This window comes from Morganella morganii (assembly GCF_041099235.1).
In the GTDB taxonomy this organism is placed as follows: Bacteria; Pseudomonadota; Gammaproteobacteria; order Enterobacterales; family Enterobacteriaceae; genus Morganella; species Morganella morganii_E.
The window spans coordinates 165856-187231 of sequence record NZ_JBFZSO010000001.1; the positions used below are offsets into that span (position 1 = coordinate 165856).

At 50.8% G+C, this 21376-nt stretch carries 19 protein-coding genes and 1 tRNA gene; 10 read left to right on the top strand and 10 right to left on the bottom strand.

The window, feature by feature from the left end; translation table 11 throughout:
* Positions 1–28: 28 nt before the first annotated feature.
* Genes AB7038_RS00820 through AB7038_RS00835 form a run of 4 tightly spaced genes read left to right on the top strand, consistent with a single transcriptional unit; the run spans position 29 to position 3449 of the window.
* Positions 29–1075, top strand: coding sequence for an ABC transporter permease (locus AB7038_RS00820; RefSeq protein WP_368889270.1), 1047 nt, complete (start codon positions 29–31; stop codon positions 1073–1075).
* Positions 1072–1896 (top strand): ABC transporter permease, encoded by an 825-nt coding sequence (locus AB7038_RS00825; RefSeq protein WP_004238189.1) that lies wholly within the window; start codon positions 1072–1074, stop codon positions 1894–1896. Before AB7038_RS00820 ends, AB7038_RS00825 begins: the two co-directional genes overlap by 4 nt.
* Positions 1889–2737 carry an ABC transporter ATP-binding protein gene (locus AB7038_RS00830; RefSeq protein WP_369452608.1) on the top strand — a complete coding sequence of 283 codons (849 nt, stop codon included), beginning with the start codon at positions 1889–1891 and terminating at the stop codon, positions 2735–2737. Before AB7038_RS00825 ends, AB7038_RS00830 begins: the two co-directional genes overlap by 8 nt.
* Before the next feature lie 4 nt (positions 2738–2741).
* Positions 2742–3449 (top strand): ABC transporter ATP-binding protein, encoded by a 708-nt coding sequence (locus AB7038_RS00835; protein ID WP_369452754.1) that lies wholly within the window; start codon positions 2742–2744, stop codon positions 3447–3449.
* A gap of 53 nt (positions 3450–3502) precedes the next feature.
* Here AB7038_RS00835 and AB7038_RS00840 read toward each other — a convergent pair whose 3' ends face one another.
* On the bottom strand, positions 3503–4150 hold the full coding sequence (locus AB7038_RS00840; RefSeq protein ID WP_004239175.1) for a YchE family NAAT transporter: 648 nt from the start codon (positions 4148–4150) through the stop codon (positions 3503–3505).
* Positions 4151–4706: 556 nt separating this feature from the next.
* Between AB7038_RS00840 and adhE the strand changes: the two genes are divergently transcribed.
* Positions 4707–7367, top strand: a complete 2661-nt coding sequence (gene adhE / locus AB7038_RS00845; RefSeq protein ID WP_004239173.1) for a bifunctional acetaldehyde-CoA/alcohol dehydrogenase — start codon at positions 4707–4709, stop codon at positions 7365–7367.
* Positions 7368–7715: 348 nt separating this feature from the next.
* Here the strand turns inward: adhE and AB7038_RS00850 are convergent, their stop codons facing one another.
* Positions 7716–8318, bottom strand: a complete 603-nt coding sequence (locus tag AB7038_RS00850; protein WP_368889303.1) for a thymidine kinase — start codon at positions 8316–8318, stop codon at positions 7716–7718.
* Between the two features lie 499 nt (positions 8319–8817).
* Between AB7038_RS00850 and AB7038_RS00855 the strand changes: the two genes are divergently transcribed.
* Positions 8818–9228, top strand: a complete 411-nt coding sequence (locus tag AB7038_RS00855) for an H-NS family histone-like protein (RefSeq protein WP_004238195.1) — start codon at positions 8818–8820, stop codon at positions 9226–9228.
* A 118-nt stretch (positions 9229–9346) separates the two neighbouring features.
* Here AB7038_RS00855 and AB7038_RS00860 read toward each other — a convergent pair whose 3' ends face one another.
* From AB7038_RS00860 to rssB, 4 genes are all read right to left on the bottom strand, one after another.
* Complete coding sequence (locus AB7038_RS00860; protein WP_369452609.1) at positions 9347–10360, bottom strand: NAD-dependent epimerase; 1014 nt, start codon at positions 10358–10360, stop codon at positions 9347–9349.
* A gap of 8 nt (positions 10361–10368) precedes the next feature.
* The gene (locus AB7038_RS00865) at positions 10369–11712 is read right to left on the bottom strand and encodes a UDP-glucose dehydrogenase family protein (protein WP_369452610.1); all 1344 of its coding nucleotides are present in this window, start codon (positions 11710–11712) and stop codon (positions 10369–10371) included.
* 22 nt (positions 11713–11734) lie between these two features.
* Positions 11735–12640 (bottom strand): UTP--glucose-1-phosphate uridylyltransferase GalU, encoded by a 906-nt coding sequence (gene galU, locus AB7038_RS00870; RefSeq protein WP_369452611.1) that lies wholly within the window; start codon positions 12638–12640, stop codon positions 11735–11737.
* Positions 12641–12803: 163 nt separating this feature from the next.
* Complete coding sequence (rssB, locus tag AB7038_RS00875; RefSeq protein WP_368889266.1) at positions 12804–13832, bottom strand: two-component system response regulator RssB; 1029 nt, start codon at positions 13830–13832, stop codon at positions 12804–12806.
* A 168-nt stretch (positions 13833–14000) separates the two neighbouring features.
* Between rssB and AB7038_RS00880 the strand changes: the two genes are divergently transcribed.
* The 3 genes from AB7038_RS00880 to AB7038_RS00890 all read left to right on the top strand — a co-directional run bounded on the left by AB7038_RS00880 (position 14001) and on the right by AB7038_RS00890 (position 15634).
* Positions 14001–14477, top strand: a complete 477-nt coding sequence (locus AB7038_RS00880; RefSeq protein WP_368889265.1) for a YchJ family metal-binding protein — start codon at positions 14001–14003, stop codon at positions 14475–14477.
* Positions 14478–14542: 65 nt separating this feature from the next.
* Positions 14543–15391, top strand: a complete 849-nt coding sequence (gene purU / locus AB7038_RS00885; protein ID WP_072868252.1) for a formyltetrahydrofolate deformylase — start codon at positions 14543–14545, stop codon at positions 15389–15391.
* A gap of 158 nt (positions 15392–15549) precedes the next feature.
* Positions 15550–15634, top strand: a tRNA-Tyr gene (locus AB7038_RS00890).
* A 16-nt stretch (positions 15635–15650) separates the two neighbouring features.
* Here the strand turns inward: AB7038_RS00890 and AB7038_RS00895 are convergent.
* Positions 15651–16514, bottom strand: coding sequence for a LysR family transcriptional regulator (locus AB7038_RS00895; protein ID WP_368889264.1), 864 nt, complete (start codon positions 16512–16514; stop codon positions 15651–15653).
* Between the two features lie 413 nt (positions 16515–16927).
* Here AB7038_RS00895 and xthA point away from each other — a divergent pair, with 413 nt between their 5' ends.
* Positions 16928–17737 (top strand): exodeoxyribonuclease III, encoded by an 810-nt coding sequence (gene xthA / locus AB7038_RS00900; protein WP_368889263.1) that lies wholly within the window; start codon positions 16928–16930, stop codon positions 17735–17737.
* Between the two features lie 31 nt (positions 17738–17768).
* On the opposite strand, the gene AB7038_RS00905 is transcribed toward xthA, so the two are convergent.
* Genes AB7038_RS00905 through AB7038_RS00915 form a run of 3 tightly spaced genes read right to left on the bottom strand, consistent with a single transcriptional unit; the run spans position 17769 to position 21359 of the window.
* Entirely contained in the window at positions 17769–19733 is a 1965-nt protein-coding gene (locus AB7038_RS00905) for a DNA topoisomerase III (protein ID WP_368889262.1), read from the bottom strand.
* Positions 19734–19735: 2 nt separating this feature from the next.
* Positions 19736–20779: a selenide, water dikinase SelD gene (selD, locus tag AB7038_RS00910; protein WP_439958096.1), complete on the bottom strand. Its 1044-nt coding sequence runs from the start codon at positions 20777–20779 to the stop codon at positions 19736–19738.
* Positions 20780–20807: 28 nt separating this feature from the next.
* Entirely contained in the window at positions 20808–21359 is a 552-nt protein-coding gene (locus AB7038_RS00915) for an NAD(P)H nitroreductase (protein ID WP_369452612.1), read from the bottom strand.
* Between the last annotated feature and the right edge of the window lie 17 nt (positions 21360–21376).

Genomic DNA, 21376 nt, shown 5'->3' on the forward strand with positions numbered 1-21376 from the left:
TGTTTTGTTTTTATTCAGGAACTGCTGTATGTCCGATATTTCTCCTGCCGGAACCCTGTTTCGCCATACGCTGCGTGTGACGCTTCAGGGTCTTTTTACGCTGGCTCTGACACTGCTCGGCTTACTGGTGATCACCTTTGCATTATCGGCTCTCTCCCCGGTTGACCGGGTATTACAGATTGTCGGCGATCACGCCAGCCATGAGACCTATGAGCAGGTACGGCTGGAGCTGGGACTGGATCAGCCCGTCTATATTCAGTTCTGGCATTATGCAGAACGTCTGCTGCACGGCGATCTCGGTATGGCCTCCTCGATGGGACAGCCGGTGCTCGACGGCGTGCTGACCACCCTGCCCGCCACCATCGAACTGGCAACACTCTCACTGCTGATTGGTGCTTCGCTCGGCATCCTTTGCGGCGTGTTATGTGCCCGTTATGCCGGTACGCCGTTTGATTTTATCATCCGTACCCTGACACTCCTCGGCAACTCGGTGCCGGTTTTCTGGCTGGGACTGCTGATGCTGCTGCTGTTCTACGCCACGCTGCAATGGAGTCCCGGCCCGGGACGGCTGGATGATATCTACCAGTATACCGTCGAGGCCAAAACCGGTTTTGTGCTGATCGATACCTGGTTGTCGGATGACCCCGGTGCATTTACCAACGCAGTAGCGCACCTGATCCTGCCGGTATCGCTGCTGGCCTATTTCTGCCTGGCGGGGATCACCCGGCTGACACGCGCCGCCTGCCTGAGTGAAATGAATAAAGAGTATGTCACACTGGCACGCGCCAAAGGCAATACCGACATGCAGGTGCTGTTCCGCCATGTGCTGCCGAATATCCGGGGGACACTGATCACCGTCATTGCCCTTGCTTATACAGGGATGCTGGAAGGTGCGGTACTGACCGAAACGGTCTTTTCCTGGCCCGGTATCGGCCGTTACCTGACTGCTGCCTTGTTTGCCGGGGATACCACCGCCGTGATGGGCGGAACCCTGGTGATAGGTATCTGCTTTATCTTTATTAATAACGTGACCGATATGATTGTGCGTTTAACGGATCCGCGGGTGAAATTATGACATTACTGCCGAAAATCCGCCGATCCCCGTCCGCGCTGACAGGCACTCTGATTATTCTGTTTCTGCTGCTGGTGGCGCTGTTTGCGCCATGGCTCGCCCCCTATGACCCGGTACTGCAAAACCCGGCACAGCGTCTGCTGGCACCGGATGCACAACACTGGCTCGGAACGGACAGCTACGGGCGTGATGTGCTCTCCCGCCTGATCTACGGCACCCGCCCGATGTTTGGTCTGGTTGCGCTGGTCGCCGCCATCACCCTGCCTGCCGGGTTATTAATCGGCATTCTGGCCGGATTTTACGGTCGCTGGGTGGAAACCATTCTGATGCGCTTTACCGATATTGTCATGTCAATGCCGCGCCTGATCCTCGCGTTTGCCTTTGTTGCCATTCTCGGACCGGGGCTGATTAACGGCGCACTGGCACTCGCCCTGACCTCCTGGCCGGCCTATGCCCGTCAGGCGCGCAGTGAAATCCGTCATCTGCGCAACAGTGATTATCTGGCCAGTGCGGAAATGCTGGGGATCCGTGGTCTGCGTCTGCTGTGGGGGCACATTCTGCCGCTCTGTCTGCCGTCAGCTATTGTCCGGCTGGCGCTGGATCTCGCCACCATTATCCTGGCGGCGGCCGGTCTGGGTTTCCTCGGGCTGGGCGCACAGCCGCCGATGGCGGAATGGGGAGCCATGATTGCCGATGGTATGCAGGTTATTTTCGACCAGTGGTGGATAGCTGCCGTTCCAGGTGCAGCTATTTTGATTGCCGGTATGGCATTCAATCTTCTGGGTGATGGTTTACGGGATATTATGGAGCCGCAACATGACTGAGCCGCTTATTTGTGTCCGTAATTTGTGTGTGGATTACCCCCGCGCGCAGGTGGTGAAAAATGTCTCCTTTACCCTTGGACAGGAGCGGCTGGCGCTGGTCGGAGAATCCGGTTCCGGTAAATCCATGACCGCCAGGGCGCTGATGGGACTGGTGCGCAAACCGAGGATTGTCAGTGCGGATACGCTGACATTTGGTCAGACCCCCCTGTTGTCTCTGCGGGAAAAACAGTGGGCGGCACTGCGCGGCAATGACATTGCCATGATCATGCAGGATCCGCGCTATGCGCTGAATCCGGTCAGAAATCTGTATCAGCAGATTGAGGAATCCCTGCTGCGCCATCAGACACTGAACAAATCTGATCGCCGCGACCGTGTTTTTGAAATGGCCCGTGCCGCAGGGTTATCAGAACAGGCGCTCTCCCGCTATCCGGGGCAGCTTTCCGGCGGCATGGGACAGCGCGCCATGATTGCGATTGCTCTGATCAACAACCCGTTAGTCTTAATTGCCGACGAACCGACCTCCGCTCTGGATGCCCGGCTGCGCCACCAGATTCTGGAGCTGATTGTCAGCCAGTGTGAGGAGCGCCGCATGGGGCTGCTGCTGATAAGCCACGATTTACCACTGGTGGCGGCCCATTGTCAGCGCGTGATGGTGATGTATCAGGGCCGGCAGGTGGATGAACTGCCCGCCGCACAACTGCCGCAGGCAACGCATCCTTATACCCGCACATTATGGACCTGCCGCCCGGATGCACAGACGTACGGCACCGACTTACCGGTATTGGATCGCACCGCCCTTCAGGCGTTACTGACTCAGGAGACACATCATGCCGGAGAATAACTCAGTGCCGATTATTGAAGTTAATAATCTTTCCGTCAGTTTCGGACAGCGACAGGTTGTTTGTCAGGCCGGTTTTCATCTCAATGCCGGAGAGACGTTCAGTCTTATCGGTGAGTCCGGCTGCGGAAAATCCACCATTTTGCGGGTGATCGCCGGGTTACAACGTGAATGGCTGGGTGGTGTGCAACTACTGTCGCAACATATCCACCCCGGCCAGCGTTATCAGGGAGCTTTGCGCCGCAATGTGCAGATGGTCTTTCAGGATCCCTATGCGTCTCTGCATCCGTTCCATACCATTCACCGGGCGCTTTCAGAACCACTACGCATTCACCGCGAACATGATATCGGCAGCCGGGTGGCAGAGGCCATTGTATCTGTCGGACTGACACCGGATGTGGCACAGCGTTATCCGCATCAGCTCTCCGGCGGGCAGCGCCAGCGTATTGCTATTGCCCGCGCCCTGATGCTGCGCCCGCAGATCCTGCTGCTCGATGAACCGACATCCGCACTCGATATGTCCGTGCAGGCGGAAATTCTCAATCTGCTTAACCACCTGAAAACCGCCCACGGTATGACCTATCTGCTGGTCAGCCATGATGCGGATGTGGTGGCTCATATGTCAGACCGGGCGGCATTTATGGCGAACGGGAAGATTGAACGGGAATTTGATCGCGCCGCCCTGCTGCGCGGCGATCACCGGATGGAGAACTGAGAGATGTAAAAACGGGGCCATTGGCCCCGTTCTGATAATAATGAACTGCGTGATTATGACAATAATCCCGGAAAACTCATTTTCATGCCGGTAATGATCAGTTCGATTCCTAAAGACATCAGCATCAGACCCATAATACGGGTCACGACGTTGATACCGGTTTGTCCGAGATATTTCACCCACAATCCCGCCGAGCGGAACAGCAGCCAGCAACAGAACGCAAACACAATACTGGTCAGCGCCAGCCCGAAAAAGTTCTGCCAGCCCTGCCAGCGGGCACTCCAGACCACACAGGAACTGATAGCCCCCGGTCCCGCCATCAGCGGCAGCGCCAGCGGCACCACGCCAATATTGTCGCGGATAGCCGTTTCCGACTGTTCCTGTTTGTTCTGCTTATCTTCCCCCAGCTTACCGCTGATCATGGACATGGCAATGAGGACAATCAGTGTTCCCCCGGCTATCCGGAAAGATTCGATAGAAATACCGAACATAATGAGGATCTTATCGCCGACCAAAAGTGATGTGCACAAAATCACGGCCACCGAAAAGTTCGCAATCATGTTGGTCTTATTGCGCACTGCGGCAGTCTGATAATTTGTCATGCTCATAAAGACCGGTAAAATACCGACCGGGTTGACTAAGGCAAATAAGCCGACAAAAAATTTTAAATAACCGGAAAAATCCAGCAAAGTGTTGCCCACAAAGGATCCTCAACCTGATGATAATACAGTGATAGTCTGCTGATAATAACAGCAGGCTATCGCTTGGGGGGTTGTAATAATTATAAATGTGATTATTAACACAGACATCATACCGTTGAATGTGCAGGAAAAGGAATTGCTTTACGCAGAATATTTTCTGCTTCCTGCTGATTCGATACAGTTATATCGCCTTATTTCTGTCTGAATTTCAGACAATCATCAGTTCTTCTGTGAAATTGAGACCCGATATCATTTACGTTACGGTGTGACGTTCCCGTTTTGACCCATGCTGAATGGTGTCAGCTTGATATATTTGTGATTTGGATCACTTTAATATTTCCCCTGAATGTTAAGCTGCTTTCATTATAGTTGAATCGATTCAACTATAATGCGGACAGAAAGACCTGACGGGCTTTTTAAGCAAATCAGCGGGCATATCTGCATTATGTTACCGGCAAAATCGATTTAGTTACCGGAAGATATCACCGCTATAATCAAATTGTATCAATCCGCTGATTTGCTTAAAAAGTTTAACAATTTATCAGGAGTGATCTGTATGGCCGTAACGAACGTTACCGAACTCAATGAATTAGTTGCCCGCGTGAAGAAAGCTCAGCGCGAGTTTGCCGGTTTCTCCCAGGAACAGGTGGATGCTATCTTCCGGGCGGCGGCACTCGCTGCAGCAGATGCCCGTATCCCGCTGGCAAAACTGGCGGTTGAAGAGTCCGGCATGGGTATTATTGAAGATAAAGTGATCAAAAACCATTTTGCTTCTGAATATATCTATAACGCCTACCGCGATGAGAAAACCTGCGGCATTTTATCGGAAGACCCGACCTTCGGCACTATCACCATCGCAGAGCCTATCGGTATTATCTGCGGTATCGTCCCGACCACCAACCCGACCTCCACTGCTATTTTTAAAGCGCTGATCAGCCTGAAAACCCGTAACGGGATCATTTTCTCCCCGCATCCGCGTGCGAAAAAAGCCACTAACAGAGCGGCTGAAATTGTCCTCAACGCCGCTGTTGCCGCCGGAGCCCCGAAAGATATTATCGGCTGGATCGACGAGCCGTCAGTGGAATTATCCAATGCCCTGATGCATCACGCGGATACTAACCTGATCCTCGCCACCGGCGGGCCGGGCATGGTGAAAGCAGCCTACAGTTCCGGTAAACCGGCCATTGGTGTGGGCGCGGGTAACACCCCTGTCGTGATTGATGAAACCGCAGATATCAAACGCGCGGTGGCCTCTATTCTGATGTCAAAAACCTTTGATAACGGCGTGATTTGTGCGTCTGAACAATCTGTTATCGTGGTGGATGATGTCTATGAGCAGGTCAAAGAACGTTTTGAAACCCACGGCGGTTATATTCTGAAAGGCAAAGAGCTGAAAGCCGTTCAGGACATTATTCTGCTCAACGGCGGGCTGAATGCGAAAATTGTCGGTCAGTCTGCGGTAAAAATTGCTGAAATGGCCGGTATCGAAGTACCTGCCTGGACCAAAATTCTTATCGGTGCGGTCTCCGTGGTGGATGAATCCGAGCCGTTTGCACATGAAAAACTCTCCCCGCTGTTAGCCATGTACCGCGGCAAAGATTTTGAAGATGCGGTGATCAAAGCGGAAAAACTGGTGGAAATGGGCGGGATCGGCCACACCTCCTGCTTATATACCGATCAGGACAACCAGCCGGAGCGCGTTAAATTCTTCGGTGAGAAGATGAAAACCGCGCGTATCCTGATTAACACCCCGGCATCACAGGGCGGGATCGGCGACCTGTATAACTTCAAACTGTCTCCGTCACTGACACTGGGTTGCGGCTCCTGGGGTGGTAACTCCATTTCCGAAAACGTCGGACCGAAACACCTGATCAATACCAAAACTGTGGCAAAACGAGCTGAAAATATGTTGTGGCATAAACTTCCGAAGTCTATCTATTTCCGCCGTGGTTCTCTGCCGGTTGCTCTGGAAGAGATCGCCGGTGACGGCGCAAAACGTGCCTTTATCGTGACTGACGGCTATCTGTTCAATAACGGCTATGTGGATGAAGTCACCCGTGTGCTGAAGTCCTATGGTATGGAAGTGGAAATTTTCTTTGAAGTGGAAGCTGACCCGACACTTTCTGTGGTCCGCAAAGGCGCGGAGCAGATGAACAGCTTCAAACCGGACGTGATTATTGCCCTCGGCGGCGGCTCCCCGATGGATGCAGCCAAAATTATGTGGGTAATGTATGAGCATCCGGAAACCCATTTTGAGGAACTGGCACTGCGCTTTATGGATATCCGTAAACGTATCTATAAGTTCCCGAAAATGGGCGTGAAAGCGAAAATGGTTGCTATCACCACCACCTCCGGTACCGGTTCTGAAGTGACACCGTTCGCGGTTGTGACAGATGATACCACCGGGCAGAAATACCCGCTGGCAGACTATGCACTGACCCCGGATATGGCGATTGTTGATGCCAACCTGGTGATGAACATGCCGAAATCCCTCACCGCCTTCGGCGGACTGGATGCGGTCACTCACGCACTGGAAGCTTATGTGTCAGTGCTGGCAAACGAATTCTCTGACGGCCAGGCATTGCAGGCGCTGAAACTGCTGAAAGAGTTTTTACCGGCCAGCTATCACGAAGGTGCGAAGAACCCGGTTGCCCGTGAACGTGTACACAATGCCGCGACTATCGCTGGTATCGCGTTTGCCAACGCCTTCCTCGGGGTATGTCACTCCATGGCGCACAAACTGGGCTCTGAGTTCCATATTCCGCACGGTCTGGCTAACGCCCTGCTTATCTGCAACGTCATCCGTTATAACGCTACCGATAACCCGACCAAACAGACCGCATTCAGCCAGTATGACCGTCCGCAGGCGCGTCGCCGTTACGCGGAGATTGCTGACCATCTGCAACTGAGCGCTGCCGGTGACCGTACCGCGCAGAAGATTGAAAAACTGCTGATCTGGCTGGACGAAATCAAAGCGTCTCTGGGGATCCCGAAATCCATCCGTGAAGCCGGTGTGCCGGAAGCGGAATTCCTGGCAAAACTGGATAAACTGTCCGAAGATGCCTTTGACGACCAGTGTACCGGTGCAAACCCGCGTTATCCGCTGATTGCAGAATTAAAACAAATCATGCTGGATACCTATTACGGACGCACCTATGACGAATCTGTTCCTGTTGCGGCACCAAAACCGGTTGCCAAACGAAATGCTAAGAAATAATCATCAATCCGGCAAATAATAACCGTAAAGCCCTCCCCGGAGGGCTTTTTTATATCTGTCTCATAATAATTATTAAATAATTGTCTTTGTATTAACAGCGGTTCACTTTTGATCATGTTTTCCGCTGCAGCCGGTTTTAATATTTCACTTAATACCCGTTACAAAACTGTGGTAACTCCCGGGGGTATTCACCGGTATTTTATCCCTGCTGACTCAAATACCGCCTCATCACTTTCCCCGCAGAAACCGTTCCGGCGTTTTTTGATATCCGGCGCAATCCGCAGCGGATATAAAAAAGCCGGACAATGACGTCCGGCACTTTTTGTATAACAGAGAGGCTTCCCTCATTTATGACCGATATTCTGCTGCTTTTACTTCGCGTATCGCTTCATTGTAATGTTTGCGGCAGACAGATACATATTTTTCATTACCGCCGATGTCAATTTGCGCACCGTCTGACATCACCCGCCCTTGTCCGTCGTAACGTAAAACACGGCTGGCTTTTCGTCCGCAATAACAAATAGTTTTTAATTCAACTAATTTATCCGCCCAGGCTAATAAATAATGGCTGCCGCTGAATAACTCACCTTTAAAGTCTGTGCGTAACCCGTAACACAGAACCGGGATGTCAATATCGTCGACGATATAGCAGAGCTGCTCCACCTGCGCTTTGGTCAGGAACTGGCATTCATCGATTAATACGCAGTGTACGGGTGTCTGCTGATGTTCACGGATAATAACCGGGCTGACGTCCGTCTCAGGGCCAAATACCCGTGCATCAGCGCTCAGGCCGATACGTGAGGTGACTTTGCTCTGCTCATAGCGGTTATCTATCTCTGCGGTGAATATCAGCGTGCGCATACCGCGCTCATTGTAGTTATAGGATGACTGCAGTAACGCTGTCGATTTTCCCGCATTCATTGCGGAGTAATAAAAATAAAGCTGAGCCACCGGCTCTCTCCCCTTACACATTCAAGATCCGGGACAATACTAACACATTAGTGTTAAAAACAGCGCAATCTGTATTTCGCACATGCCGTGATCGCATGCACAATATCCTGAGTTCATCGCTCACGTAAATTCACACAGGTCATGGTTGCATACCGGATATTCACTGTTGTTATCGGGTATCCTTCGCTTTATCCTGTTTTTCATTATACCGGGGCCGAAGAATAACGTTTCTTTACATAAGATAAGGTTAAATATAATTTGTATTCCCTACCACATTTATGAACAATTTTTATGAAGATGCTGAACATCAACACATTTTCACCCCGTCCCCTTATCAAATTTAAACGAAAAGCCAAAAAGACCCTTATTATTCCTCAGAAATAATTGCTTTTAAAAAAAATGTGTTTTAACCTTACTCCGAAATTTGCTATTGCAGATTTTTAAATAGCAATCTATTATTATCTATACACCAGCCAACATTTAATTTGAGACCAGGATTATGAGTGAATCTTTGAAGCCATTTAATAATATCCGTACTCTTCGCGCTCAGGCGAGAGAATCCAGCTTAGAAGTTTTAGAAGAAATTCTGGAAAAGCTGACTTCTGTTGTTGAAGAACGCCGTCTGGAAGAATCCCAGGCTCAGGCTAAAGAAGAAGAGCGCACCCGTAAATTAGAAGAATTCCGTCAGCTGCTTGAAAAGCAGAATATCAATCCGGAAGAATTAATTCAGTCTATGGGTACAGGCAAAACAGCCCGCAAATCCAAGCGTGCTCAGCGCCCTGCCAAATACGAATATATCGATGAAAACGGTGAAAGCAAAACCTGGACCGGCCAGGGCCGTACACCAGCTGTGATCAAGCAGGCTATCGATAACGAAGGTAAATCTCTGAACGATTTCTTAATCAAGTAAGTGATAATATCTGCAAAAAAAGCCCTTCTCTGAAGGGCTTTTTTATATCTTCCGGTCAGACGGACAGTAAAAAGGAGGCTTTTGCCTCCTTTTTTATACTTATAACCGTCGCTGTTAGTTATTTTTTTCCGTGATAAAACGACATATACCAGTCAACAAACTGTTGCACGCCGTAATTAACCGGCGTATCCGGTGAGAAACCAATCGTTTTATACAATTCGGAGGAGTCTGCACAGGTGGATAACACGTCACCATCCTGCATATCCATATAGTGTTTGTTGGCTTTAATATCCAGCGCCGTTTCAATCGCCTGAATAAAATCACCCAGCCGGGTCGGCTGACCGTTACCGACATTATAAATTTTGTACGGCGCAGAACTGGCTGACTTCAGCCCTTCTTCCACCGTCCAGTCATTATTTACCGCCGGAATCACATCCACCAGACGCACCACCGCTTCAGCAATATCACCGACATAGGTGAAATCGCGTACCATATTGCCGTGGTTATATACATCGATCGGTTTTCCGTCCAGCATGGCTTTCACAAACTTAAATAACGCCATATCCGGACGACCCCACGGGCCGTAGACGGTGAAGAACCGCAGACCGGTTGTCGGCAGCTGATACAGATGTGAATAACTGTGAGACATTAATTCATTGGCTTTTTTCGTTGCCGCATACAATGACACCGGATGGTCCACATCATCCTCAACGGAGAACGGCTGTTTGCGGTTCAGACCGTATACAGAACTTGAGGAGGAGTAGATCAGATGCCCGACGTTATGATAACGGCACCCTTCCAGAATATTCATATGCCCCAGAATATTCGCGTCAATATACGCCATCGGATTCTGGATGGAGTAACGCACGCCCGGCTGTGCCGCCAGATGGATCACCCGTTCAAATTTTTGTTCGGCAAACAGCTCACTGACAGCCGCTTTTTCCGACAAATCCATTTTAAAAAACTGAAATTGCGGATGCAGTAATAACAGATCAAGACGGGCCTGCTTGAGATTCACATCATAATAGTCATTCAGGTTGTCGGCACCGACAACCTCGTGCCCCTGCTCAAGCAGGCGCTGCGAGACATGATAACCAATAAAACCGGCCGCGCCGGTTACAAGTATTTTCATATTCAGACTCAGATTACCGGATTAATGGAAGCACCACGGCCTATACCATAATAGATAAAGCCGCGATTTTCTAAACGTTCCGGGTCATAAAGGTTGCGTCCGTCAAAAATAACCGGGGTTTTCAGGCCAGCTTTGATAGCATCGAAGTCCGGCGCACGGAAACTCTGCCATTCCGTACAGATAACCAGCGCGTCTGCGTTGTGCAGTGCTGCTTCTTTGGTGCCCATCAGCGCCAGGTCATCACGCAGCCCGAAAATGCGCTGCGCTTCCTGCATTGCTTCCGGATCATACGCCTGAACTTTGGCACCGGCGGCCCATAATTCCTGCAACAGGATACGGCTGGAGGCTTCACGCATATCATCGGTGTTCGGTTTAAAGGAAAGACCCCATACCGCGAAGGTTTTGCCTTCCAGATTTTCACCGAAATGACGTTTGATAAAGGATGGCAGTTTGTATTTCTGCTGCTCATTCACTTCTTCCACCGCACGCAGAATGCGCGGGGTAAAGCCGATATGTTCCGCCGTGCGGATCAGCGCCTGCACGTCTTTCGGGAAGCAGGAACCACCGTAGCCGCAGCCCGGATAAATAAAGTGATAGCCGATACGGGAGTCAGAACCGATCCCCTGGCGTACATTCTCAATATCCGCGCCCAGCATTTCCGCCAGGTTGGAGATTTCGTTCATAAAGCTGATTTTTGTCGCCAGCATGCAGTTTGCTGCGTATTTGGTCAGCTCCGCACTGCGGATATCCATCACAATCATGCGGTCGTGGTTACGGTTAAACGGCTCATACAGTTCGCGGATAATATCGATAACACGATCATTATCACAACCGATAACAATACGCTCAGGACGCATACAGTCAGCGACCGCTGCCCCTTCCTTCAGGAATTCAGGGTTAGATACCACGTCATAGGCAATATCCGCACCACGCTCAGCCAGTGCTGCTTTGATAGTGGCATTCACTTTATCCGCGGTACCGACCGGAACGGTGGATTTGTCGATAACCACTTTGTAGTCCTGCATATGCTGCGCAATAGTGCGGGCAACGGCGGTGACATATTGCAGATCCGCAGAGCCGTCTTCATCCGGCGGTGTACCGACCGCGATGAATTGCAGTGTACCGTGAGCCACACCCAGTGCCGCATCCGTGGTGAAGCTTAAACGACCTTCGTCATAATTTTTCTTCACCAGCGGGGTCAGGCCCGGTTCAAAAATCGGGATAACACCGTTTTTCAGGTTTTCCACTTTTTTTGCATCAACATCGACACACATAACATCATGGCCGACTTCCGCCAGCACAGTTGCCTGCACCAGGCCGACATATCCGATTCCAAATACGGTTACTTTCATAGTTCACCTATTGCAACAATTATTAATTCTGTAATGTTTTCAGCCAGTCTGAGAATTCACGGCCCAGGTGCTTATGACGCATGCTGTATTCGACAAAGGCTTTCATATAGCCCATTTTGTCGCCGCAGTCATGGCTGTGGCCTACCAGACGGTACGCCTCCACCGGATTTTTTTCAATCAGCATGGCGATAGCGTCAGTCAGCTGGATCTCATCACCGGCCCCCGGGGCAGTTCTCCCCAGCAGCGGCCAGATATCCTGAGAAAGCACATAACGGCCGACAATAGACATGTTCGACGGTGCTTTGGCCGGTTCCGGTTTTTCCACCACGGCAAACATCGGTTTGCTTTCACCGGCGGCCAGGCTTTCACCGTGGCAATCCACCACACCGTAATTTGCCACCATTTCCTGCGGAACCGGATCGACCATCACCTGGCTCGCGCCGTGTTCTTCATAACGCGCTATCATCTCTTTCAGGTTAAACTTCGCCAGGTCAGTGCTGTATTCATCAATAATGACATCCGGCAATACCACAGCGAAAGGCTCATCACCAATCATTGGTTTTGCACATAACACCGCGTGGCCAAGCCCTTTGGCGATCCCCTGACGGGTCTGCATGATAGTAACGTGACGCGGGCAGATTGACTGGACTTCATCCAGCAACTGACGTTTTACCCGTTTTTCCAGGATGGCTTCCAGTTCAAAACTGGTGTCGAAATGGTTTTCAATGGAGTTTTTTGATGAGTGGGTCACTAAAATAATTTCAGTGATCCCCGCCGCGATACATTCATTCACCACATACTGAATAAGTGGTTTATCCACCAGCGGCAGCATTTCTTTCGGAATCGCTTTTGTGGCCGGCAGCATACGTGTTCCTAATCCTGCAACCGGGATCACAGCCTTGTGTACTTTACTTTTCTGCACTGACATACATCATCCTCAATGCGCATAAACAGAATAAATACGCGATTTATAAAAAATAATGAGACTGAGTATACCAGCTAATTTTCCGGGATAAATACTCTGTGCCGCGTAAATGCGGTTTAGTGTTAAGAGATGTTTAATATCTGAACGGGTTGGTAAAGTCCGGTAATTATCCCTGATGCGGTCCGGGGGTCAGGCTTAATTTAATCTGACTGCTGCTGTTCCAGATCCGGCATTGCAGATGGCGGCTGAATTCACTTATCTGACTGGAATAAACGGAGGAGAGTGTCCCCAGCGGAATACCCCGGTTAATGCGGATCACATGGTTATCAGAGCGTAATTCGGCACTAATACCGGCACTGGACAATAACACCGACTTGCGCCGGGTGTGATAATACCCCAGCAGCAGCGGCAGCTGTCCCGGAATACCCGCGTCCTGCAATAAGCGGTTCAGCTTATTTAATATAGCGGTCATGCTCGGTAATTTCCGGTGGTGATTATGAATATAGCGTTTAAGCAGATCGTTAAAGATGACGCGGATTAACATCGCCATCAGCGGGCCGTTGCCGGTGTTCTGACTGATATCGAGACAATAAAACGCCACTTCATTATCAGAAAATTCTGCCACATCAAATACCAGCCCTGCCCGGCAGGTATCGGATAATTGCGCATAGCGGATCTGATAATTGGCCAGCACCTGGCTCGGCGGCGGGTTCAGCTGTTTTAATAAACGTAAAACATCATCCACATTATGCTGTAACTGAGCCCAGATCCCGGAGAGATCATTATTTTCCAGCACACCCGGTGAGAAAAATGACGGATACAGGTGGGACAGACATAATTTTTTTATTTCTTCCAGCCTGTTCAGGGGTTTTAACAACACATCTTTTGCCCCGAGGCGCAGTACTTCATCGATATCCGACATTTTTTGTGTCGCGGAAATAACAATCACCGGAATAGCCGGTAAATCCGACTGTGACCGGGCAATAAATTCCGCCCCGGTCATCACCGGCATATTGAGGTCGCAGAAAATCAGTTCCGGCTGAAAGCCCTGTTCTATACATTCCCATGCGCGTGCACCATCACCGGCAGATAACACCGTGGCACCGAGAAGGCGCAGATAGGATGACAGCGCCATATTGAATGCCGGGTCGTCATCGATGACTAACAATCGTTTTCCGTCCAGTGCCTGCTTCATCGCATCCCCTTTCTGCCCGGCCTCATCACTCAGCGTGCCCGGAACACCGGTAATGCCGCTGCTCCCGCACTGCTGCTGAGATTAAGGATAGCGTGTGATCGCTATTTCCGGTAGCATCTGAGCTCTGTTCCTTACGATTATTTACCCTGAACACATTATTTGATAATTATGTCTCACTTTACAGATACCGATCCCTGCCCGTGCGGCAGCGGGGATACTTTTGCACAATGTTGCCAGCCTTATCTCTCCGGTGCACAGTCCGCCCCCGATGCGCGGGCACTGATGCGTTCACGTTACAGTGCGTTTGTCACCCATAATGCTGATCATCTGATCCGGACATGGTATCCGCCGGCACACGCAGAAGCACTGCGGGCAGAACTGACCGCCGGGTTCGGTGAAACGGAATGGCTGGGGCTGAATGTCATTGATTTTCAGTCCGGCACCGCGCCGGACGAGGCTTTCGTTGAATTTTGTGCTTGCTTTATTGATAAAAAGTCCGAAGATAAACAATTCATTCACGAACGTTCCCGTTTTCGCCTGACTGACGGTGCCTGGATGTACCTCGATGGCGTAAAACCACAGACCGGTCGTAATGACCCCTGCCCCTGCGGCTCCGGAAAAAAATATAAAAAATGCTGTGCCTGACACCGGACAGGCACCTTCTGTAAACAAACATCACCGACATCAGTTATTAAGGATCCACACCTTCCATGCAACACCAGACGAGCCAGAAAAAAATTCTGCGAACCATTTGCCCTGACGCAAAAGGCCTTATCGCCAAGATCACCAATATTTGTTACAAGCATCAGCTGAATATTGTCCAGAACAATGAATTCGTTGATCACCGCACCGGCCGCTTTTTTATGCGTACCGAGCTGGAAGGGATTTTTAACGATGAAACCCTGCTGGCCGACCTGGATGATGCACTGCCGAAAGGCTCCACACGCGAATTAACCACCGCCGGACGCCGCCGCATTGTCATTATGGTAACCAAAGAAGCACACTGCCTCGGTGATATCCTGATGAAAAGCGCCTATGGCGGTCTGGATGTCGAAATCGCGGCGGTTATCGGCAATCACGATCTGTTGTCTCATCTGGTCACGCAGTTTGGCATTCCGTTCCATCATATCAGCCACGAAGGACTGACCCGTGAGCAGCATGATATGCAGATCATTCAGCAGATTGATCAGTATCAGCCGGATTACGTCGTGCTGGCAAAATACATGCGTGTGCTGACCCCGGCATTTGTGCAGCACTATCCGAACCAGATTATCAACATTCATCACTCCTTCCTGCCGGCCTTTATCGGCGCACGGCCTTATCATCAGGCGTATGAGCGCGGCGTGAAGATTATCGGTGCCACCGCGCACTATGTGAATGATAACCTCGATGAAGGCCCGATCATTCACCAGAGCGTGATTAACGTCGACCACACTTACAGCGCTGATGATATGGTCATGGCCGGTCGTGATGTGGAGAAAAATGTGCTCAGCCATGCCCTGGGACGCGTTCTGACACAACGGGTATTCGTTTACGGTAACCGTACTGTCATTTTATAACGGCTTAATTGCCTGAAGTTGCACGGTTAACGTGCACTTCGGGCAAAAAAACACCGACCACACATTTTTTCTCTTTTTTTACTTTACAGCGTCCGCATATTTGCTATTATGCAGCCCGTCCCAAGGCAACAGCTGAACGGACAGACAATTTGATTTTTGGTGGGATACCCAAGCGGCCAAAGGGAGCAGACTGTAAATCTGCCGTCACAGACTTCGAAGGTTCGAATCCTTCTCCCACCACCATCTCTCTTCTCTCCTGTTATTTCATATTCTCGATACAATCCATTATTTTGTTCAGCACACTCGCGTGTGATTTTGACTTGTACAGATAGCAATGATTTTCCGCCTCACTCTGCGATAACGGCAGAAAAATCAGGTCATCGCTGTACGGCAGCGTTTTCGGGTGCTCGTCTATAAAGCAGAGATAATCCCCGTCAATCAGCAGATGCAGATAACTGTTCACATTGTCGATCAGATGCACATGTTCATGCTTGCTCTGCTCACCGAGCTGCAGCAATAATGTTTTGAGTAACGGGCTTTCATATAATAACGGCTCACATAACCAGACGCAGGAGGATAATAAGGTCTGTAAATTGTTATCACAGTCCTGAAACAGTGAACGACGGCAGCAGATCCCGATTTGACCCTGCGGTAAATGGCGCAGCAGCGTAAAACGTTCGCTGATAACCTGCTCTGACGACAGTATCAGCGTATTGCCCTCAAAATCATTTATTTCATCAATACAATCATAGTGAAAACGAAATATATTAATTTGTATACCTGCTTTGAATGCTGTCCGGTACAATGCCGCAATATATTTACTTTTCCCCCAGTCATAAAATATATTCACCTTATTACATATCGTTCCGCTGATATGTTTTTTTGTGATTTCTTTTTCCTGCATATAGAGATCTTTAAGGTCATTGTACAACTCCATCCCTTCCCGCGTCAGGCTCATACCAAATTTTTCGCGTTTAAATAAACGCTTACCCAGTGAGATCTCAAAATCCTTGATAGACTTGGCCACAGGCGGGGTTGTCCTGTTCATCACTTTTGCTGCCTTGCTGAGCGAGCCGTATTCAACAACAGCCATAAAGGCTTCCAACTTCCTTGAAAAAAACATAATGTCGATTCCTGTGCTGTAGTAAATAATCAGTTAAATAATTACTTATTGATATGTAACGACTTTATTTCTGGTGTTTTTTCTCAAACAAAGAGTTTAAATACGATTTAAATTAAAACTCATACAATAACAATAATGCAATGTTATATTTTTATTATTCTGTTTTATTAAATTTCATTTAAAAGATTAATACATAAAAACAAAAATCTTCCTTCCGATTTTTATCACACCCATTTCATTTCACTGTACAGAAGAAAGAATAATCATTATTAATGCTGATTATTTTGTCAATTAAAATTAAGACATATTAACCCCTGCCCGGTGTACCGGTTTTTATTATTCTGCCGGCGGGTTACTTTTTTTCTGCGATCTGTTACTCTTTTGTTGTTAACTCATCAACCGGTTGGAATTCTATGAAGTTTGTCTCTTTTAACATTAACGGGTTAAGAGCCCGGCCTCACCAGCTGGAAGCGATTATCGCACAGCATCAGCCTGATGTTATCGGCCTCCAGGAAACCAAAGTCCATGACGAGATGTTCCCGCTCGAAGACCTGAAACACCTCGGCTACCACATTTTTTATCACGGTCAGAAATCCCATTATGGTGTCGCCCTGCTGACCAAAGCAGAGCCGCTTGCCGTGCGCAAAGGCTTCGCCGGGGATGATGAAGATGCCCAGCGCCGTCTGATTATGGCGGATATTGATACCCCCGCCGGCGTACTGACAGTGATTAACGGTTATTTCCCCCAGGGAGAGAGCCGCGACCATCCGCTGAAATTCCCGGCGAAAACCAAATTCTATCAGGACTTACAGGACTATCTGTCCGGGCGCTCCAGTCAGGATCCGATAGTTATTATGGGCGATATGAATATCAGCCCGCAGGATATTGATATCGGAATTGGTGATGCCAACCGCAAACGCTGGCTGAAGACCGGTAAGTGCTCTTTCCTGCCGGAAGAGCGCGAGTGGATGGATCGCCTGCTCAGCTGGGGACTGACAGACACTTACCGCGCAATGTATCCGGATGCAGACGACCGTTTCTCGTGGTTCGATTACCGTTCACGCGGCTTTGATGACAACCGGGGGCTGCGGATTGACCTGATTCTGGCAAGCAACGCGCTGGCGCCGCGCTGTACCGCCACCGGCATTGATTATGAGATCCGTGGTATGGAAAAACCCTCTGACCACGCGCCAATCTGGGCTGAATTTGATTTAACCCGCTGATAACAAAACGTCCCGCAATGCGGGACATTTTTTATTCATCTTCCTGTGGCGGCGCTTTTTTTCCGCCTGTCTTCCCTTTGCCCTTCGCGGCAGTTTTACCTTTACCTTTCGCACCGGCCTTCTTCGTCTGCGGCGGCGGTGGTAAATCACGGAAGGCGCGGACATTCCGGTTCTGCCGGGCCTGGTTTATCAGCCCGGTCAGTGTTTCAGACAATGGCACCATGAAATCCTGATAACGATACTGTTTTTCACTGATTTGGGTCAGTGTCGATTCCCAGTGCGCCGTCATATCCGGCAAGGTGGCCATTTCGGGCAGAACATGGATCAGTGCACGACCAGCCGGAGATGAATGAATATTCCGCCCTTTTTTGTACAAAAACTCGCGGCGGAACAGCAGTTCGATAATCCCGGCGCGGGTCGCTTCAGTGCCTAATCCGTCAGTTTCACGCAGTACTTTTTTCAGCGCCTTATCTTTCACAAACCGGGCAATCCCGGTCATGGCTGACAGCAACGTGGCATCGGTAAACGGTCTCGGCGGCTGAGTCTGGCGCTCCACCACTTCACCGCGCTCACACAGGAGTTCATCCCCTTTGGTCAGCACCGGCAGCGGCGTACCTTCGTTTTCCTCATCGCGCTCTTTGGCACCCAGCATGGTCCGCCAGCCCGCCTGAGAAAGAAAACGCGCCTTTGCCACAAATTTACCGTTAGCAATATCCAGCTCAATCACGCATTTGCGGTATTGTGCATCCGGCATAAACTGCATCAGATACTGACGCGCAATCAGCTCGTAGATATTGGCTTCATTCTCACTGAGCGATACGGAGACCGATTTGGCGGTCGGAATGATGGCGTGGTGCGCATCGACCTTTTTATCGTCCCAGCAGCGGTTACGCTGCGAATCATCCAGGTTATCCTGCGGCAGCAGATGCGGGGTATGCACAGAAATCGCGTTAAGCACACTGTGACGCCCGGCAAAATGCTCTTCCGGCAGATGACGGCTGTCCGAGCGGGGATAGGTAATCAGTTTGTGAGTTTCATACAGACGCTGACAGACATCCAGCACCGCCTGGGCACTCAGACCGTAGCGTTTGGCGGCCTCAATCTGTAAGGCGGATAATGAAAACGGCAGCGGCGCGATTTCATTTTCTGTTTTATCCTGAAAATCAGTCACAAAGGCCGGTTTACCGGTGATGCGGCTGACCACATGCTCCGCCAGCGGCCGGTGAGTCAGACGACCTTCGTCATCCTGATAATCCTGGCATGCCTCACTCGGCACCCACATTGCCGTAAAACGTTCGTCTGCCGGGGTAACAATATGTGCCCGCACTTCGAAGAAATCGCGCGGCACAAAGTTTTCAATTTCCTCATCACGCCGCACCACCAGCCCGAGCACCGGGGTCTGCACACGGCCGACCGAAAGCACGCCGTTATATCCGGCATTACGGCCAAGGATGGTGTAAGCGCGCGTCATATTGATGCCGTAGAGCCAGTCTGCCCGTGCCCGGGCCAGCGCCGAGACACACAGCGGGATAAAATCACGGTTAAGACGCATTTTATCCACCGCCCGGGTTACCGCCTGCGGGTTAAGGTCATTGACCAGACAGCGCTGCACCTGCTGACGCTTTTCCGGGGCGAGTTCCAGGAAATCCAGGACCTCATCCACCAGCAACTGCCCTTCGCGATCGGGGTCTCCGGCGTGGATAACTTCGGTTGCGGAACTGAGCAGCGTACCGATGGTGCGCAGCTGTTTCGCCACCGCGTCGCGGGGTCTGAGGATCCATTTTTGCGGAATAATCGGCAGATCAGCCAGGTTCCAGCGGGCATAACGCGGATCATACGCATCCGGCTCTGCCTGCTCCAGCAGGTGGCCGACACACCAGGTCACGCAGTCATTCTGACCGCAGCGGATAAAGCCGTCCCCCCGCTGGTGCGGTTTGGGTAATACATCCGCAATCGCACGGGCAAGGCTGGGCTTTTCGGCAATAAACAAACGCATGTTTATGCGGTGACTTCAATCAGTGCACGGGACGGGTCCGGCTCAGTCAGTTCACCGACCGGGCTTAATGTCAGGCCGTATTTGCGGGCAACTGTCTCCACTTCCTCACGCGCCGCCGGGTCGACCGCCAGCAGCAGCCCGCCGGATGTCTGCGGATCACACAGCAGTTTGCGCTGAACATCGGTCATTTCGCCGATAAGGTGGCCGTAGCTGTCAAAGTTACGCTGTGTGCCGCCCGGGCAGCAGCCCTGTGCAATATAGTCATATACACCAGGCAGCACCGGAACAGAATCGGTGTGAATGATGGCCTGTAACCCGGAGCCCTGACAGATTTCACTAAGGTGGCCGAGCAGACCGAAGCCGGTCACATCGGTCATCGCTTTTACACCGTCAATTTCAGAGAAATCCGCGCCCGGTTTATTGAGCTGACACATAGTGTCACGCGCCAGGTTTTTATGTTCAGGCCGCAGTTTGCTCTGTTTTTCAGCCGTAGTCAGAATACCGATACCCAGTGGTTTGGTCAGCAGCAGCTGGCAACCGGCTTTTGCGCGGTTATTTTGTTTGATTTTATCTGTCGGGACGATACCGGTGACTGCCAGGCCGAAAATCGGCTCAGGGGCATCAATAGAATGGCCGCCCGCCAGCGAAATACCGGCATCGCGGCAGACCGCACGTCCGCCCTCAATCACCTGCTGTGCAATTTCCGGGGCCAGTTTGTCTACCGGCCAGCCGAGGATCGCAATCGCCATAATCGGCCTGCCGCCCATGGCATAAATATCACTGATGGCGTTGGTGGCCGCAATACGTCCGAAATCATACGGGTCATCCACAATCGGCATAAAGAAATCGGTGGTGCTGATGATGCCGGTACCGTTACCGATATCATACACCGCCGCATCATCACGGGATTCATTGCCGACCAGCAGATTAGGATCAAGAAATTTTGCCTGCTCACTGTGCAGGATGGTATCGAGCACTTTCGGGGAAATTTTACAGCCGCAACCCGCGCCGTGACTGTATTGCGTTAAACGCACCGCTTCTGACATGATAGTCTCCTTGTTAACGTCAATCCGCTCAGAAATACGTGACAAACGGTGTCAGATCCGGTGCCGCCACTTTGGCAGGCGCTTTCAGTGCCGGCGTGCCGAGATACAGAAAGCCGACAATTTTATCGTGCTCCTCACATCCCAGACCTTCCCGTACCACCGGGTCCTTTGTCCACGAGCCGGTGCGCCAGATCCCGCCGAAGCCCTGAGCCACAGCAGCCATCTGCATCGCATGAACCGAACAGCCTGCCGCCGTGACCTGCTCCCATGCAGGAACTTTATGTTCCGGCTTCACTTTCGCGATAACCGTGATAATCAGCGGTGCGCGTAATGGCGCATTGCGGGCTTTCTCTTCCACTTCCGGCCCGAGTCCGGCTGTTTTTGCCGCTTTTTCGAGCAACTGACTGAATTTGGTGATGCCGTCATCCTGCATCACGATAAAATGCCAGGGCTGTAACGCGCCATGATCCGGCGCACGCATCCCGGCATTGAGAATATTTTTTAATGCTTCGCCTTCGGGTGCAGGTGTGGTCAGACGAGAAGCAGAACGGCGATTGAGTAGTAATGTCAGTGCATCCATCGGTTTTCCCCTTTTTT